The sequence below is a fragment of the Corynebacterium pilbarense genome (assembly GCF_026930265.1).
Taxonomy (GTDB): domain Bacteria; phylum Actinomycetota; class Actinomycetes; order Mycobacteriales; family Mycobacteriaceae; genus Corynebacterium; species Corynebacterium pilbarense.
In genome coordinates, this window is the sequence record NZ_JANRML010000002.1 from 149316 (window position 1) to 163215 (window position 13900).

Consider the following 13900-nt stretch of genomic DNA (forward strand, 5'->3'; position numbering starts at 1 on the left):
TCCTTCCTATTGAGGTGTCAGCGCCGACCACTGCGCCCCACCGGGAGCAAAGACGGCAAAAGAAAACGCGACTTCCCCGTCGCCCGCGGTGCACTCCACCGCCGCGCCGTCGGCGGTAAGCACCAGCTCACCTGCGGCGCACTCGGCCCACCGGATACGCCCGCCCACGTCAACCAACACGGTGCCGCGCCCTTTTCCGTCCGGCCGCCAGGTCACTGTGGCGCACGTGTGCTCCCCCTCGGCGACAAGGTCCGCCGCCCAGGGGGCGTCCCCCAGCGCCACCCGCTCGACGAGCATGTCGTGGGCGTCCGGGATCTGCAGGGCGGTGGCCAGGTGGCCGTCGATAAGCAAAAGCTCCCTGACCAGCGTGAGCTGATGCACCCACCCCTCCGCGGGGAAGGTGGGGGTGTCGTCGCGCGCGGGCAGCCCCATCCAGCCGAGCATGAGCGCGCCGCGGTTGTTGCCGCTGATGAGCTGCGGCGCGTAGAACTCCGAGCCGTAATCCAGCGGGGTGAAATCCCGCTCGACCTTGAACCGCAGGCCTTCAAGCTTGCCCACGACGTACCCACACTCGTCCGAATCCGGAAACTGCGGGCAAAAGACAAACACGTCGCGCATCTCGCCCGTGGCCTGATCGCGCATCTGCAGCAGGTTCGGGCACTCCCACATGTAGGCCGAGGCCACGTTGTAGTTCAGGCCCGCGAACTCGATCTCGCCGGCGAACTGCCACGTGTCCAAGTCGTCCGAGGTGTAGAGCACAGCCGCGCCGGTGCCGTTGTCGCGCTGGGCGCCCAGCACCATCCGCCAGGTGCCATCCGGCGCCTGGGTGACATGCGGGTCGCGGTAGTGCGCGGTGTAGCCCTCTGCGGGGCCGCCGATCGCCGGGTTGGTGCCGCGGCGGCGGTACGTCCCGCCCATGGGGCCATCGATGTCGTCCACATCCACGATGTTCTGGCTGGTCAACCGCTTTCCGTTGCGTTTGACGTTGCCGGTGTAAAACAGGCGGATCTGGCCGTCGTCCACCACGCCCGAGCCGGAGTAGCAGCCGTTCTCGTCATAAGACACGCCCGGGTAGAGCGCGTCCGGGAGATGCCGCCACACCCCCGAGCCCAGCGTGGTCACCGCATGCCCCCAGCCGGTGCGTTTGGGCTGGGCGGGAAAACTCGGGTCGTGCTGGTAGAACACATGCAGCTCATCGCTGAGCAACATCATCCCGTTCGGGTCGTTGAGCCTGCCTTGAGGCGCGGTGAGGTGGTGTTTCGGCCGGTACGACATGTGTTTATTCTATGGCGCATGATCACCGTGTACGGCGAAGCCCTGGTCGACCTCGTGCCGTCCGCCCCCGGCCCCCTCGCGCCGCTCACCCCGGCGCTCGGCGGCGGCCCGTTCAACGTGGCCCGCGCGCTGGGGCGCTTCGGGGCTTCAGTGGCGTTCCAGTCGCGCCTCTCCTCCGACGCATACGGCGCGGCGCTGCGGCAATCGCTCCTCGACGCCGGCGTCGACCTCTCGCTGTGCCCCAGCGGCAGCGAACCCACCACGCTTGCAGTCACCGCATTGCGTGACGACGGCTCCGCCTCCTACACCTTCTACGTCAACGGCACCGCGGACCGGCTCGCCGAACCGGAGCCGGTCGAGGACGGCTACGCGGTGTTCGGCACGTTGTCCCTGGCCCTGGAACCCGGCTCGCTGCGCTACGCCGAAGCCGCGCGCGTCAGCGCCGACAACGGCGCGATCGTGTGCCTGGACCCCAACCTGCGGCCCGCGTTTTCCTCTGAAAAACACCGCCTGTTCCTGCGTGGCCTTTTGGAATCGGTCACGGTGCTGAAGCTATCCGACGAGGAAGTCGATTTCCTCGGCGACACCTCCGACGTGCCCGTTGTGGTGACCACCCTCGGCGGCGACGGCATCCGCGTCCGTGCACCGTTCGGTTCCGTGGAGGTGCAGGCCCCCGCCGTGGAGGTCGCGGACACCATCGGCGCCGGCGACACCATCATGGCCGCGCTGGTGCACCAGTTCGACGCCCGCGGCCTCGACCGTTCCGCGCTATTGGCGGTGGGCGAAGGCGAGTGGCGCGAGATCCTGGATTTCGCCGCTCGCGCCGCCGCCATCACTGTCTCCCGCACCGGCGCCGACACGCCGTACCTGCACGAGCTGGCGTAGGCGCGGGTCTGCTAGTTCCCCAACCACCTCGAGACCAGGCAACTAGCAGATCACGCTCTTACCGACAACCAATTTCAGCACCGCCTGCGCAAACAAAAACTTGGACAGTTGATCTGCTAGTGCTGTCCAAAGCGGAACTAGCAGATCCGCAGGGTTCCGCTTCCACGCCTGAGCGGGTAAAATTCTGCACCATGACCGACCCGCGCAGTGAAGACCAAAAGGTTGCCGCCGTGAACGCATCTATGGTCATGGCGGGGCAACCCCTATCAGCCGAAGCAGAAGCCGCCGGCCGCAAAATCATCCGCGGTGAGATTTCCGACGAAGAGGCGGTGCTGGAGTACCTCGAAAAGAATGGCCTCGGAAATTCATCCCGCGCGGCAGAGCTTCGCCGACGAATCGCGGGCGCGGCGTAAATGGCTGAGAAGTCCGGCGCTGCACCGGACAACTATTTCGGCATTGACGATGCCGCCAGATTAGAAGTCGTTGCAGGTGAGTTAGCTGCTCGTCGCCTATTCAAGCTTGAAAGCAGCAAACCCCTCACTGAGTTCACCCGCGAATCACTCCTGCGCACCCACCGCTACCTGATGCAGGACATCTATCCGTGGGCGGGCGAGATCCGCTCCGAGGAGGTCGGCGCAATGGGGATGGCGATGTGCCGTGCGCAGTTCGTCGACGCCGAGCTTGAACGGGTGATGGGGCGCATCGCGAAAATGTCGCCTTCATCTTCGGACATTGAGTCTGCGGTCCGGACCGTCGCAGATCACTGGAGCGAGCTGACCATCGTGCATCCGTTCCGCGACGGCAACTCCCGCACGCAGCGATACTTCTTCGATCAGATGCTGCGCGACGCAGGGTGGGCGGTGGACTGGACGCGTATCGACGCCGCCGAGACGCACGCTGCCCGATACGTCGGCGCCGCAACTGCTGACCCTCTTTTCTCGCGCAGGTACTGCGCCCCGGCGTGTTCGCCCCGGCAGAGCTTCCCGACGGCAACGGCTCGCTCAGCAAGACGCAAGGCCAAAGAGCAGGCGCAGCTGAGGTTTTCCACCGGATGATGGAGTTCCGCCACGCAAATCCCGGCGCGGCGTGGTCTCCCGCTTCTCGCTAACTCGGGCCCGACCGCCCGAGCCCGGCGCCAGAAAAGCGCGAAACCCCTACTCCACCGTGACCGACTTGGCCAGGTTGCGCGGCTGGTCCACGTTCAGGCCGCGGGCCTCTGCCACGGAGCAGGCGAAGATCTGCAGCGGGATGGTGGACAACAGCGGCTGCATCAGGCCGGCGGACTCCGGGATGCGGATGATGTGGTCGGCGTAGGCCTCCACGTCCGTGTCGCCGTCTTCCGCGATCACGATGGTCACCGCACCACGGGCGCGGACCTCCTGGATGTTGGAGACGACCTTGGCGTGCAGGTTATTGCGGGAGCGCTTGGACGGCACAATGATGAACACCGGCTGGCCTTCCTCCACGAGCGCGATCGGGCCGTGCTTGAGCTCGCCGGCGGCGAAACCCTCTGAGTGCAGGTAAGCCACTTCCTTCAGCTTCAAAGCGCCCTCGAGAGCGACCGGGAAGCCGACGTGGCGGCCCAAAAACAGCACAGACTTCGCATCCGACATGTCCTGTCCCAGCTGCTTGACCTGTCCCTCGTTGTCCAGCACCTGCTGGATCTTGTCCGGCATCTCCTGCAGCTCGTCAACGATCTGGCGGATTTCGTCGGCGTACTTGTTGCCGCGCACCTGCGCCAGGTACAGGGCGAGCAGGTAAGCGGCGACGATCTGGGAGATGAACGCCTTCGTCGACGCGACGGCGATCTCCGGGCCGGCGTAGGTGTACAGCGATGCGTCTGCCTCGCGCGGGATGGAGGAACCGACGGTGTTGCAGATCGCGATCACCTTCGCGCCCTGCTCGCGGGCGTGACGCACGGCCATGAGCGTGTCCATCGTTTCGCCGGACTGGGACACGGCCACTACGAGTGTGCGCTCGTTGACAATCGGGTCGCGGTAGCGGAACTCGTGGGCGAGCTCTACCTCCGTCGGAATGCGGCACCAGTGCTCGATGGCGTAGCGCGCCACCTGGCCTGCGTAAGAGGCGGTGCCGCAGGCGACGATGATGATTTTGTTGATGGAGCGCAGCACGGATTCGTCGATACGCAGCTCGTCGAGGATGAGCTTGCCCTGTTCGTCGAAACGCCCGTAGAGCGTGTCGCGGACGGCGGAGGGCTGATCGTGGATTTCCTTCTCCATGAAGGAGTTGAAGCCGCCCTTCTCCGCGGCGGTGACGTCCCACTCCACGGTGAACGGCTTGGCTTCGGCGGGGTTGCCGTCGAAGTCGCAGACCTCGTAGCCGCCGGCGGTGAGGGTGACAATCTGGCCGTTATCCATCTCCACCGCGTCGCGGGTGAATTCGATGAAGCCGGCGACGTCGGAGCTGAGGAAGTTCTCGCCCTCGCCCACGCCGATGACCAGCGGGGAGTTCCAGCGTGCGGCGACGATGCGGTCCGGGTGGTCCGCGTGGATCGCCAGCAGGGTGAACGCACCTTCAAGGCGCTGCGCGGTCAGCTGCATCGCGCGGGTGAGGTCGCCGCCAGCTTCCTTGTCGTAGATGTCCAGCAGCAGGGTGCCAGCAACCTCAGTGTCGGTTTCGGAGATGAAGCGGTAGCCCTTATCGACGAGCTCCGCCTTCAACGCCGAAAAGTTCTCGATAATGCCGTTGTGGACCACAGCCATGCGGCCGTCGCCGACCACGTGCGGGTGAGCGTTGGCATCAGTCGGGCCGCCGTGGGTTGCCCAGCGGGTGTGCCCGATGCCCAGCTTCGAGGAGGCGATGGGGTTATCGGCAATTTCAGCTTCGAGGTCAGCGACCTTGCCGGCTTTCTTACGGCACTCGATGACGCCGTTGTTGGCCACAGCAACACCTGCGGAATCGTACCCGCGGTATTCGAGGCGGCGAAGTCCCTCGACAATGACATTTTTCGCGTTGCGCTCAGCGGTGCTGGCGCCGACGTATCCAACGATTCCACACATGGGAAAAAATCGTACTCCTGTATAGGGGGCTGTAAAAAGTGAAAACCCGCCACGGACCACATTTGTGGTCAGTGGCGGGGTCGATCGGATTGCACCTTAAAGCTTATGCCTTTTCCACGCCGATCTTCTGGCCGTCGGTGCGGAACACCTGTGCAACGGCCGGGCGCGGAACGGAGTCGCCACCGTCCGGCCAGTGGGAAGCCGGCTTCTCAAAGGTGCCCTCGTCGGTCTCACCCGGGTGCTGGACGTTGACCATGACAACCTCGTCGGTGACGATCGGGCCACAGGTCTCAGCTGCGTACGGCACGGTGAGGAAGCAGGTCACCCGGCCGCGGTTCTCGCCCTCGAGGCCGACAGCGTACAGGCCGTCGTTGGAGCCGAGAGCGTTGCCGTCGGTGGAGATCCACAGGTTGCCGTGGGAGTCGAACGCGAGGTTGTCCGGGCAGGAAATCGGGGACACCTGCTCCTTGGGGAAGCCGCCGAAGTAGGTCGACGCTGCGTTCGGGTCGCCGCAGACGAGCAGCAGGTTCCAGGTGAACTCGGTACCTGCGTAGTCATCCTCGAGCTCCATGACGAGACCGTTTTTGTTCTCGCGGATCGGAGCGTACTCGGTGACGTCTTCCTTGCTCTTCTTCTCGTTCTCGCCGGTAGCGCCGCGGTACTTGTTGTTGGTCAATGCCACGTAGAGCTTGCCAGTCAGCGGGCTGACCTCGAAATCCTCCGGACGATCCATCTTGGTGGCGCCGACCTCATCAGCTGCGAGGCGGGTGTAGATGGCAACCTCTTCGCCGGTGAAGCCGTCCACATGGGACTCAGCGGTGCCGTCGGCGTGGGCGGTCAGCAGCGGGATCCACTTGCCGGTGCCGTCGAAGTCGCCGTCCTTGGGCAGGTCGCCGTCGCCGGTGATCTCGCCGGCCGGGGAGTTGCCCTCGAGGTTGGCAACGTAGAGGGTGCCCTCGTCCAGGATGGTCATGTTGTGGGCGACATCGCCCTCCTTGACCTTCTTGGAGGAGACGAATTTGTAGATGTACTCGAAGCGAGAGTCGTCGCCGGAGTAGCACACCACGGTGCCGTCCTCGGTGACGTGGACGTTTCCGGCCTCGTGCTTGAAGCGGCCCAGGGCGGTGTGCTTGACCGGGACGGACTCCGGGTCGTACGGGTTGATCTCAACCAGGTAGCCGAAGCGGTTGAACTCGTTCGGCTCCTTGGCCAGATCGAAGCGGTCGTGCAGACGCTCCCACTTGCGCTGGGATGCGTCCTCGGACACGCCGAAACGCTTCACATCGGCAGCCGGGCGCTCGCCGGTGACGGCAGCTGCGTTGGCCCAGTACTGGTCGATGTTTTCCTCACCGGACAGGAAGGTGCCCCACGGGGTGACGCCGCCGGAGCAGTTGTTGAACGTTCCGAAGACCTTGGTGCCGGTCGGGTCGGCGGAGGTCTTGAGCAGGTCGTGGCCAGCGGCCGGGCCGACGATCTTGAACTCGGTCTCACCGGTGATGCGGCGGTTCAGCGGGCCGAACTCGCGCTTGAGCTCGCCGGTCTTGGCGTCCTTGGACACCTCGAGGATGGTGTGGCCGTGGCCCATGATGCCGATGTTGATCTGCTCGTCCGTCGGGTTCTCCGGATCGTAGTTCGGCAGCATCTGTGGCTCGGTGGTGTACTCGTGGGAGCAGACGTAGACCATGCGGCCCTTGTCCGTCGGGTGCTCCATCAAGCCGGCGAAGTCGTTGTTGAAGCCGAACTGGCGGGCAGCAGCCTCGGCGGTCTGGTTATTCGGGTCGAACTCGGGAGCGTCCTCGTAAACCGGGTCGCCCCAGGCGATCAGCACGGAAGTGGCGTAGCCGGCCGGGACGACAACCTCGTCCTTCTCGTTCGGCTGCACGCCCTCGAATTGCATACCCGCTGCCGGCTTGATCTCAGCCTTGGCAGCCTCGGTTGCGGTGTTGGTGGTGGTTGCGGTGGCGGACTCGGTGGTCTGCGCCGCATTCTCATCGACGCCACACGCGGCCAGCAGTGCGCCGCCGCCGAGGGTCACGGTGCCGGCACCGAAGGCCTTGAGCACGCCACGGCGGGACATCAGGTCGCCGAAGTACGGGTTGTCGGACTCGTTGGTGCAATCGCCAGCGCAGGCGTTACCACATTTGTAGGTGCAGGTCATCGAGGAGCGCTTGGACTGGAACAGCAGGTTAATACCCTTGATCGGCATGAGTTCTCCCAGGGAAACGTATACAGGCTTTGGGCTGAAAAGAAGTTACTCAGCAGGCGTGAATGGATGCCGAATTCCAGGTGAACACTTGTCAAACTCTCCTAATGGGCCCACCAAAGACGAAAATACCCGCCCAACACAGGTTGGACGGGTACGTCGTCGAGAAGCTAAGTGCTCTTAGCGAGCCTTCTCGATGATGTCGACGAGACGGAAGTGCTTGTCCTTGGACAGCGGACGCGTCTCCTCGATGACAACGAGGTCGCCGACGCCGGCGGTGTTGTCCTCGTCGTGTGCCTTCACGCGATTGGTGGTACGCACGATCTTGCCGTACAAGGCGTGGGACTTACGGTCCTCGACCTCAACGACGATCGTCTTGTCCATCTTGTCGGACACGACGTAGCCACGACGACGCTTCTGCACTGCCTTGACCTTGGTGTTCTCAGTCACGTTTGCCTCACTCATGGTTATGCCTCAGCTCCCGTGGACTCCGGGACGACGGACAGGCCGAGCTCGCGCTCGCGCAGCACCGTGTAGATGCGAGCGATGTCGCGCTTCACGGTGGAGATGCGGCGGTTGTTGGTGAGCTGGCCGGTAGCAAGCTGGAAGCGCAGGTTGAACAGCTCTTCCTTCGCCTCGCTCAGGCGGGTGCGCAGCTCGTCATCGCTCAGCTCACGGAATTCAGATGCGGGGGTACCGGTTGCCATTAGAACTGGTCCTCCTTCTTGATCACGCGGACCTTGCACGGAAGCTTCGCGCCAGCGCGGCGCAGAGCCTCAATTGCAGTCTCCTCGTTCGGGTAGGACATTTCGAAGAGGATGCGGCCAGGCTTAACGTTGGCCACCCACTTCTCTACCGGGCCCTTACCGGAACCCATACGCACGCCGAGCGGCTTCTGGGTCAACGGACGGTCCGGGAAGATGTTGATCCACACCTTGCCGCCACGCTTGACGTGGCGGTTGATGGCGATACGTGCGGACTCGATCTGGCGGTTGGTGATGTACGCCGGCTCGAGTGCCTGCAGGCCGTAGTCGCCGAAGGTGATGGTGTTGCCGCCCTTGGACACACCCGAGCGGTTCGGGCGGTGCTGACGGCGGTACTTCACGCGCTTAGGGATGAGCATGAATTAGCCCTCCTTCTTCTGCTCTGCACGCTGGCGACGCTGGCCACCGCGACGCGGGCGACGGTCGCCTCGGCCACCGCGCTCGTTCTTCGGGGCGTTCAGCTCGGACTCGCGGACACCGCCCACGACGTCGCCCTTGTAGATCCACACCTTGACGCCGATGACGCCGAAGGTGGTGTGTGCTTCTGCCGTGCCGTAGTCGATCTCCGCACGCAGGGTGTGCAGCGGAACGCGACCCTCGTGGTAACGCTCGACACGGGACATTTCCGCGCCGCCGAGGCGGCCGGACGTCATAACCTTGATGCCCTTGACCTGCGGGTTGCGCATCGCGGACTGGATGGCCTTACGCATGGCGCGACGGAACGCGACACGGTTGACCAGCTGCTCGGCGATGGACTGCGCAACCAGGGTTGCGTCGGCATCGATGTTCTTGACCTCGATGATGTTCAGCGCGACCATCTTGCCGGTGAGCTTCTCCAGCTCACGGCGGATGCGGTCGGCCTCGGCGCCGCGGCGGCCGATGACGATGCCCGGACGAGCGGTGTGGATGTCCACACGCACGCGGTCGCGGGTGCGCTCGATGACGATGTCGGAGATGCCGGCGCGCTCGAGGTTCTTCTCAAGCCACTCGCGGACCTTGATGTCCTCCGCAACGTAGTCGGCGTAGTTCTTGTCGGCGTACCAGTGGGACTTCCAGTCGGAAGTGATACCCAGGCGCAGGCCGTGCGGGTGAATCTTCTGGCCCATTACTTGGCCCCTTCCTTGGACTCGACAACAACGGTGATGTGGGAGGTGCGCTTCCGGATCTGGAAGGCGCGGCCCTGAGCGCGCGGCTGGTAGCGGCGCATCGTCGGACCCTCGTTTGCGTAGCACTCGGAGATGACGAGCGTGCGCGGGTCCAGGCCGAAGTTGTTCTCAGCGTTGGCTGCTGCGGAGGCAACAACCTTCGCAACGTCCTTGGCAGCACCCTGCGGTGCGTACTTCAGGATCGCGAGGGCCTCGGCAACGTCCTTACCGCGGACGAGAGCCAGCACGCGGCGGGCCTTCATCGGCGAGACGCGGACAAACTTGGCCGTCGCGGATGCAGTGGTGATGGTGTCAGCCATTGCTTATCGACGTCCCTTCTGTTCCTTGACGTGACCCTTGAAGGTCTTGGTCGGTGCAAACTCGCCGAGCTTGTGGCCGACCATGGACTCGTCGACGAACACCGGCACGTGCTTACGGCCGTCGTGGACGGCGAAGGTGTGACCGATGAAATCGGGGAGAATGGTCGAGCGGCGCGACCAGGTCTTGATGACCTGCTTGGTACCAGCATCGTTCTGAGCGTCCACCTTGTTGAGGAGGTGCTCATCGACGAACGGGCCTTTCTTCAGGCTACGTGGCATGTCTGTTTACCTCCTCTTAGCGCTTCTTCGAGCGGCGACGCCGCACGATCATGTTGTTGGAATAACGGTTCGGGTTGCGGGTGCGGCCTTCCTTCTGGCCCCACGGCGACACCGGGTGGCGGCCACCCGAGGTCTTGCCCTCGCCACCACCGTGCGGGTGGTCGACCGGGTTCATAACGACACCACGCACGGTCGGGCGCCAGCCCTTCCAGCGCATACGGCCGGCCTTGCCCCAGCGGATGTTGATCTGGTCGGCGTTGCCGACCTCACCGATGGTGGCGCGGCAGCGGATGTCCACGCGGCGGATCTCGGAAGACGGCATACGCAGGACTGCGTAGTTGCCTTCCTTACCCAGCAGCTGGATGGAAGCGCCTGCAGAGCGGGCGAGCTTCGCACCAGCGCCCGGCTTGAGCTCCACTGCGTGGATGGTCGTACCGGTCGGGATGTTGCGCAGCGGCAGGTTGTTGCCGACCTTGATGTCGGCGTTCGGACCAGCCTCGACGATCGTGCCCTGGGTCAGGCCCTTCGGCGCGATGATGTAGCGCTTTTCGCCGTCGAAGTAGTGCAGCAGCGCAATGTTTGCGGTGCGGTTCGGGTCGTACTCGATGTGAGCGACCTTTGCCAGCACGCCGTCCTTGTCGGAGCGGCGGAAATCGATCACGCGCCAGCGGCGCTTGTGGCCGCCGCCGCGGTGACGGGTGGTGATGTGGCCGTGGGAGTTACGGCCACCCTTCTTCGGGAGCGGGCGCAGCAGCGACTTTTCCGGGGTCGAGCGAGTGATCTCGTCGAACGCGGAAACGGAGCTGGCACGGCGACCCGGAGTTGTCGGCTTGTACTTACGAATAGCCATAATGGTTCCTTTTCTATCGTCCTCTTCGCTGTGCGATAGCCGTTAGGCCGTCGCACCTCCGAAGATGTCGATGGAGTCGCTGCCCTCGCGGAGCGTGACGTAGGCGCGCTTGGTGTCCTTGCGCTGGCCGTAGCCGGTGCGGGAACGCTTGCGCTTGCCCTCACGGTTGACGGTGTTCACCGAAGCGACGTCGACGCCGAAGATCTGCTCCACGGCAATCTTGATCTGGGTCTTGTTGGCCGACGGAGCGACGAAGAACGTGTAGGTGTTCTGCTCCATCAGGCCGTAGCTCTTCTCGGAGAGCACGGGCGCGATGATGATGTCGCGCGGGTTCGCGATCTTAGCCATTTACTTCTCCTCCTCCGCAGCGGCGGTAGCGAGCTCCTTGCCGCGGTTGACGAAGGTGTGCAGCGCCTCGACCGAGAACACAACGTCGTCAGCGTTGAGCACGTCGTATGCGTTCAGCTGAGCCGGCTCAATGACGTGAACGCCCGGCAGGTTCCTTGCGGAAAGACGGGAGTTCTGGTCATCACGGCCGATCACCAGCAGAACCGACTTGCGGTCCGTGAGGCGCTCGATGAAAGCGCGGGCGGACTTGGTCGACGGGGTCTGGCCCGGAACCAGGTCCTCCACGATGTGGATGCGCTCGTTCTGTGCGCGGTTGGTCAAAGCGCCTGCGAGGGCAGCCTTGATCATCTTCTTCGGGGTGCGCTGCGCGTAGGAACGCGGCTGCGGACCGTGCACGGTGCCACCGCCGGTGTAGTGCGGAGCACGGATGGAACCCTGGCGTGCGCGGCCGGTGCCCTTCTGGCGGAACGGCTTCTTGCCGCCGCCGGAGACCATGCCGCGAGTCTTCGTCGCGTGGGTGCCCTGGCGTGCGGCAGCAAGCTGTGCGTTCACAACCTGGTGCATCAGCGCCACGGATGCCTCGCGGTCGAAGAACTCGGCCGGGAGATCGACAGAGCCCTTGGTGGCTCCGTCAGCGGTGTGGACGTCAAGCGTCAGGTTCGTCATGCGTGAGCACCGCCCTTCACTGCGGTCTTGACGGTAACAACGGAACCCTTAGCGCCCGGGATGGCGCCCTTGATCAGGATGAGGTTGTTGTCGCCGTCGATGCGTTGGATCTTCAGGTTCTGGGTGGTAACGCGGTTACCGCCCATACGGCCTGCCATGCGCGTGCCCTTGAACACGCGGCCCGGGGTTGCGCAGGCGCCGATGGAGCCCACGCGGCGGTGCGCAGCCTGGTTACCGTGTGCGGCACCCTGGCCGGCGAAGCCGTGGCGCTTCATAGCGCCGGCGTAGCCGTGGCCCTTGGTGGTGCCGGCGACGTCAACGTAGGCGTCGCCCTCGAAGATGGTTGCGTTGAATTCCTGGCCGAGTTCGTAGCCCGAGGTGTCATCCATGCGGATCTCGGTGACGAAACGGCGCGGGTTCACGCCGGCCTTCTTGAAGTGGCCGGCCTGCGGCTTCTTTGCCTTACGGGGATCGATGTCGCCGTAGGCGATCTGGATGGCAGAGTAGCCATCGGTCTCAGGGGTACGGATCTGGGTGACCACGCACGGCCCAGCTTCGACGACGGTAACCGGGATAACTCGGTTGTCTTCGTCGAAGATCTGGGTCATGCCGAGCTTCTTGCCCAGAATGCCCTTGATCTGGTTCTCAGACATGTTGTTAGTTCTCCACTACTTGCGTTGGGGATTGCTCTACTGGATGTTCACGTCGACGCTTGCCGGCAGGTCGATGCGCATGAGCGCGTCCACCGTCTTGGGCGTCGGGTCGAGAATGTCGATGAGGCGCTTGTGAGTGCGCATCTCGAAGTGCTCGCGAGAATCCTTGTACTTGTGGGGAGAACGAATAACGGCGTACACGTTCTTCTGGGTGGGCAACGGCACCGGGCCAACGACGCGGGCACCCGTGCGGGTGACCGTCTCAACGATCTTCTTCGCGGATGCGTCGATCGCCTCGTGGTCGTAAGCCTTGAGCCTGATGCGGATCTTCTGTCCCGCCACGCTTACCTCTTCCTCGCATCCCCACGTTCGTCCTTCTCTCTCCCGCTCGTTTCGAACGGAGTGAGAAACGGGCGAAGCGGTGGGGTTTGTAGCTTCTAGTTTCTCTATAACGTTGTCCGGGCTGGGCCCATGGCTCAACGCCAGTGTCGTTTCTGACTGTCGTGACACGTCCGGAAGGTGACCGAGCAAATTCATGCTGTTTCAGTGCTTCCGCCAAGGCGTGACCGTCTATAAGCACATGCCTGGGTGTCAGACTCGGAAGGGCGCGCGACCCTTGCGTACTGCCGCTGTGAATTTGCCATGGCCCTTCTCCGGTTCTTCCGGTTGGAAGGTGTCATGTTTGCCTGGCCACCGGCCGGTTTGCTCCGGCCCATGTCAAGGCAACCCGGGTATTAAACCACAAGGTTGCAGGAAGCACAAGCCCGCTTCTCGACGAACCTTCGGTCAGTCCCGATTATTTCAACTTGGTATCACCTTCTTTTTGGCCCGGCTGTACCTGAAATATGTGTGTACCCTTTGTTTCTAGGCCGTGCGCTTCGCAATTAAGGACGCGCGGATTCACAGTATTTACAGCACGAAAGGACCGTCATGGCCGACAAGAACACCACCGAGACCTCTGCAAACACCACGAACACTGCTGCATCGAAGACCGACGCAAACACCCCGGCTTCCACCTCCACCGCCGTGGAGCCGGAGCAGGTTCGCCCGCGCAACGAGAACCTGGAGACCGAGCACGGCTCCACCGTCATCGACGACAACGTTGTGGGCAAGATCGCAGGCATCGCTGCCCGTGAGGTCTCCGGCGTGAACAACCTCGGCGGCGGCGCAGCCCGCATGTGGGGCGCTGTGCGCGAGTCCCTGACCTCCTCCACCAACGTCCAGCAGGGCGTCAACGTCGCGGTCGAGGACGGCCACGCTTCCGTCGCGGTTGCCATCATCGCCGAGTACGGCGTTGCTATCCACGAGCTCGCAAACGCTATCCGCGAGAACGTCACCGTCGCCATCACCCGCATGACCGGCCTGATCGTGGACCGCGTCGACGTCACCGTGCACGACGTGCACCTGCCGGAGCAGGAGGGCGCTGAGCAGTACGAAGAGACCAACTCCAACGCCAACTACCAGGCCGTCAACCAGCCGATCAACCAGTAAG

The 13900-nt window shown here is 63.8% G+C and carries 18 protein-coding genes; 4 read left to right on the forward strand and 14 right to left on the reverse strand.

Features of this window, described 5'->3' with window-relative positions; translation table 11 throughout:
* Window positions 1–6: 6 nt before the first annotated feature.
* A complete protein-coding gene (locus tag NUW87_RS02585) occupies window positions 7–1275 on the reverse strand; it encodes a glycoside hydrolase family 32 protein (RefSeq protein WP_269027114.1) in 1269 nt (422 codons plus the stop codon).
* Window positions 1276–1293: 18 nt separating this feature from the next.
* On the opposite strand from NUW87_RS02585, the gene NUW87_RS02590 reads away from it, so the two are divergent.
* From NUW87_RS02590 to NUW87_RS02600, 3 genes are all read left to right on the forward strand, one after another.
* Complete coding sequence (locus NUW87_RS02590) at window positions 1294–2160, forward strand: carbohydrate kinase family protein (RefSeq protein ID WP_239217628.1); 867 nt, start codon at window positions 1294–1296, stop codon at window positions 2158–2160.
* Window positions 2161–2351: 191 nt separating this feature from the next.
* Window positions 2352–2573, forward strand: a complete 222-nt coding sequence (locus NUW87_RS02595; RefSeq protein WP_239217627.1) for an antitoxin VbhA family protein — start codon at window positions 2352–2354, stop codon at window positions 2571–2573.
* Window positions 2574–3215, forward strand: a complete 642-nt coding sequence (locus NUW87_RS02600; RefSeq protein ID WP_269027115.1) for a Fic/DOC family protein — start codon at window positions 2574–2576, stop codon at window positions 3213–3215. It abuts the gene before it with no gap.
* Window positions 3216–3314: 99 nt separating this feature from the next.
* Here NUW87_RS02600 and glmS read toward each other — a convergent pair whose 3' ends face one another.
* From glmS to rpsJ, 13 genes are all read right to left on the reverse strand, one after another.
* Window positions 3315–5180 (reverse strand): glutamine--fructose-6-phosphate transaminase (isomerizing), encoded by a 1866-nt coding sequence (gene glmS, locus NUW87_RS02605; RefSeq protein WP_269027116.1) that lies wholly within the window; start codon window positions 5178–5180, stop codon window positions 3315–3317.
* Window positions 5181–5283: 103 nt separating this feature from the next.
* On the reverse strand, window positions 5284–7386 hold the full coding sequence (locus tag NUW87_RS02610; RefSeq protein ID WP_239217624.1) for a PhoX family protein: 2103 nt from the start codon (window positions 7384–7386) through the stop codon (window positions 5284–5286).
* A gap of 177 nt (window positions 7387–7563) precedes the next feature.
* Window positions 7564–7848: a 30S ribosomal protein S17 gene (gene rpsQ / locus NUW87_RS02615; RefSeq protein WP_239217623.1), complete on the reverse strand. Its 285-nt coding sequence runs from the start codon at window positions 7846–7848 to the stop codon at window positions 7564–7566.
* A gap of 2 nt (window positions 7849–7850) precedes the next feature.
* Window positions 7851–8090, reverse strand: a complete 240-nt coding sequence (rpmC, locus tag NUW87_RS02620; RefSeq protein WP_034997243.1) for a 50S ribosomal protein L29 — start codon at window positions 8088–8090, stop codon at window positions 7851–7853.
* Window positions 8090–8506, reverse strand: a complete 417-nt coding sequence (gene rplP, locus NUW87_RS02625; RefSeq protein ID WP_034997241.1) for a 50S ribosomal protein L16 — start codon at window positions 8504–8506, stop codon at window positions 8090–8092. The genes rpmC and rplP overlap by 1 nt, the downstream gene beginning before the upstream one ends.
* 3 nt (window positions 8507–8509) lie before the next feature.
* Window positions 8510–9253 carry a 30S ribosomal protein S3 gene (rpsC, locus tag NUW87_RS02630; protein WP_034997239.1) on the reverse strand — a complete coding sequence of 248 codons (744 nt, stop codon included), beginning with the start codon at window positions 9251–9253 and terminating at the stop codon, window positions 8510–8512.
* On the reverse strand, window positions 9253–9612 hold the full coding sequence (gene rplV, locus NUW87_RS02635; RefSeq protein WP_070475001.1) for a 50S ribosomal protein L22: 360 nt from the start codon (window positions 9610–9612) through the stop codon (window positions 9253–9255). Before rplV ends, rpsC begins: the two co-directional genes overlap by 1 nt.
* A gap of 3 nt (window positions 9613–9615) precedes the next feature.
* Window positions 9616–9891 carry a 30S ribosomal protein S19 gene (gene rpsS, locus NUW87_RS02640; protein WP_070363102.1) on the reverse strand — a complete coding sequence of 92 codons (276 nt, stop codon included), beginning with the start codon at window positions 9889–9891 and terminating at the stop codon, window positions 9616–9618.
* Window positions 9892–9907: 16 nt separating this feature from the next.
* Window positions 9908–10741 (reverse strand): 50S ribosomal protein L2, encoded by an 834-nt coding sequence (gene rplB / locus NUW87_RS02645; RefSeq protein ID WP_034997234.1) that lies wholly within the window; start codon window positions 10739–10741, stop codon window positions 9908–9910.
* A 42-nt stretch (window positions 10742–10783) separates the two neighbouring features.
* A complete protein-coding gene (gene rplW / locus NUW87_RS02650; protein ID WP_034997232.1) occupies window positions 10784–11089 on the reverse strand; it encodes a 50S ribosomal protein L23 in 306 nt (101 codons plus the stop codon).
* Complete coding sequence (gene rplD / locus NUW87_RS02655; protein WP_269027117.1) at window positions 11090–11755, reverse strand: 50S ribosomal protein L4; 666 nt, start codon at window positions 11753–11755, stop codon at window positions 11090–11092. It abuts the gene before it with no gap.
* Window positions 11752–12408, reverse strand: coding sequence for a 50S ribosomal protein L3 (gene rplC, locus NUW87_RS02660; protein ID WP_239217621.1), 657 nt, complete (start codon window positions 12406–12408; stop codon window positions 11752–11754). Before rplC ends, rplD begins: the two co-directional genes overlap by 4 nt.
* A gap of 36 nt (window positions 12409–12444) precedes the next feature.
* Window positions 12445–12750, reverse strand: coding sequence for a 30S ribosomal protein S10 (gene rpsJ / locus NUW87_RS02665; protein ID WP_034997227.1), 306 nt, complete (start codon window positions 12748–12750; stop codon window positions 12445–12447).
* A 588-nt stretch (window positions 12751–13338) separates the two neighbouring features.
* Between rpsJ and NUW87_RS02670 the strand changes: the two genes are divergently transcribed.
* Window positions 13339–13899 (forward strand): Asp23/Gls24 family envelope stress response protein, encoded by a 561-nt coding sequence (locus NUW87_RS02670; protein ID WP_269027118.1) that lies wholly within the window; start codon window positions 13339–13341, stop codon window positions 13897–13899.
* Window position 13900: the final 1 nt, after the last annotated feature.

What these genes read in the sequence shown, in the direction of transcription:
- rplW (WP_034997232.1), bottom strand. Translation starts at nt 11,089, where the DNA reads ATGGCTAAGATCGCGAACCCGCGCGACATCATCATCGCGCCCGTGCTC.
- rplD (WP_269027117.1), bottom strand. Translation starts at nt 11,755, where the DNA reads ATGACGAACCTGACGCTTGACGTCCACACCGCTGACGGAGCCACCAAG.
- rplV (WP_070475001.1), bottom strand. Translation starts at nt 9,612, where the DNA reads ATGGCTGACACCATCACCACTGCATCCGCGACGGCCAAGTTTGTCCGC.
- rpsS (WP_070363102.1), bottom strand. Translation starts at nt 9,891, where the DNA reads ATGCCACGTAGCCTGAAGAAAGGCCCGTTCGTCGATGAGCACCTCCTC.
- rplC (WP_239217621.1), bottom strand. Translation starts at nt 12,408, where the DNA reads ATGTCTGAGAACCAGATCAAGGGCATTCTGGGCAAGAAGCTCGGCATG.
- rplP (WP_034997241.1), bottom strand. Translation starts at nt 8,506, where the DNA reads ATGCTCATCCCTAAGCGCGTGAAGTACCGCCGTCAGCACCGCCCGAAC.
- rpmC (WP_034997243.1), bottom strand. Translation starts at nt 8,090, where the DNA reads ATGGCAACCGGTACCCCCGCATCTGAATTCCGTGAGCTGAGCGATGAC.
- glmS (WP_269027116.1), bottom strand. Translation starts at nt 5,180, where the DNA reads ATGTGTGGAATCGTTGGATACGTCGGCGCCAGCACCGCTGAGCGCAAC.
- NUW87_RS02585 (WP_269027114.1), bottom strand. Translation starts at nt 1,275, where the DNA reads ATGTCGTACCGGCCGAAACACCACCTCACCGCGCCTCAAGGCAGGCTC.
- rplB (WP_034997234.1), bottom strand. Translation starts at nt 10,741, where the DNA reads ATGGCTATTCGTAAGTACAAGCCGACAACTCCGGGTCGCCGTGCCAGC.
- NUW87_RS02590 (WP_239217628.1), top strand. Translation starts at nt 1,294, where the DNA reads ATGATCACCGTGTACGGCGAAGCCCTGGTCGACCTCGTGCCGTCCGCC.
- NUW87_RS02610 (WP_239217624.1), bottom strand. Translation starts at nt 7,386, where the DNA reads ATGCCGATCAAGGGTATTAACCTGCTGTTCCAGTCCAAGCGCTCCTCG.
- rpsQ (WP_239217623.1), bottom strand. Translation starts at nt 7,848, where the DNA reads ATGAGTGAGGCAAACGTGACTGAGAACACCAAGGTCAAGGCAGTGCAG.
- NUW87_RS02670 (WP_269027118.1), top strand. Translation starts at nt 13,339, where the DNA reads ATGGCCGACAAGAACACCACCGAGACCTCTGCAAACACCACGAACACT.
- rpsC (WP_034997239.1), bottom strand. Translation starts at nt 9,253, where the DNA reads ATGGGCCAGAAGATTCACCCGCACGGCCTGCGCCTGGGTATCACTTCC.
- NUW87_RS02600 (WP_269027115.1), top strand. Translation starts at nt 2,574, where the DNA reads ATGGCTGAGAAGTCCGGCGCTGCACCGGACAACTATTTCGGCATTGAC.
- NUW87_RS02595 (WP_239217627.1), top strand. Translation starts at nt 2,352, where the DNA reads ATGACCGACCCGCGCAGTGAAGACCAAAAGGTTGCCGCCGTGAACGCA.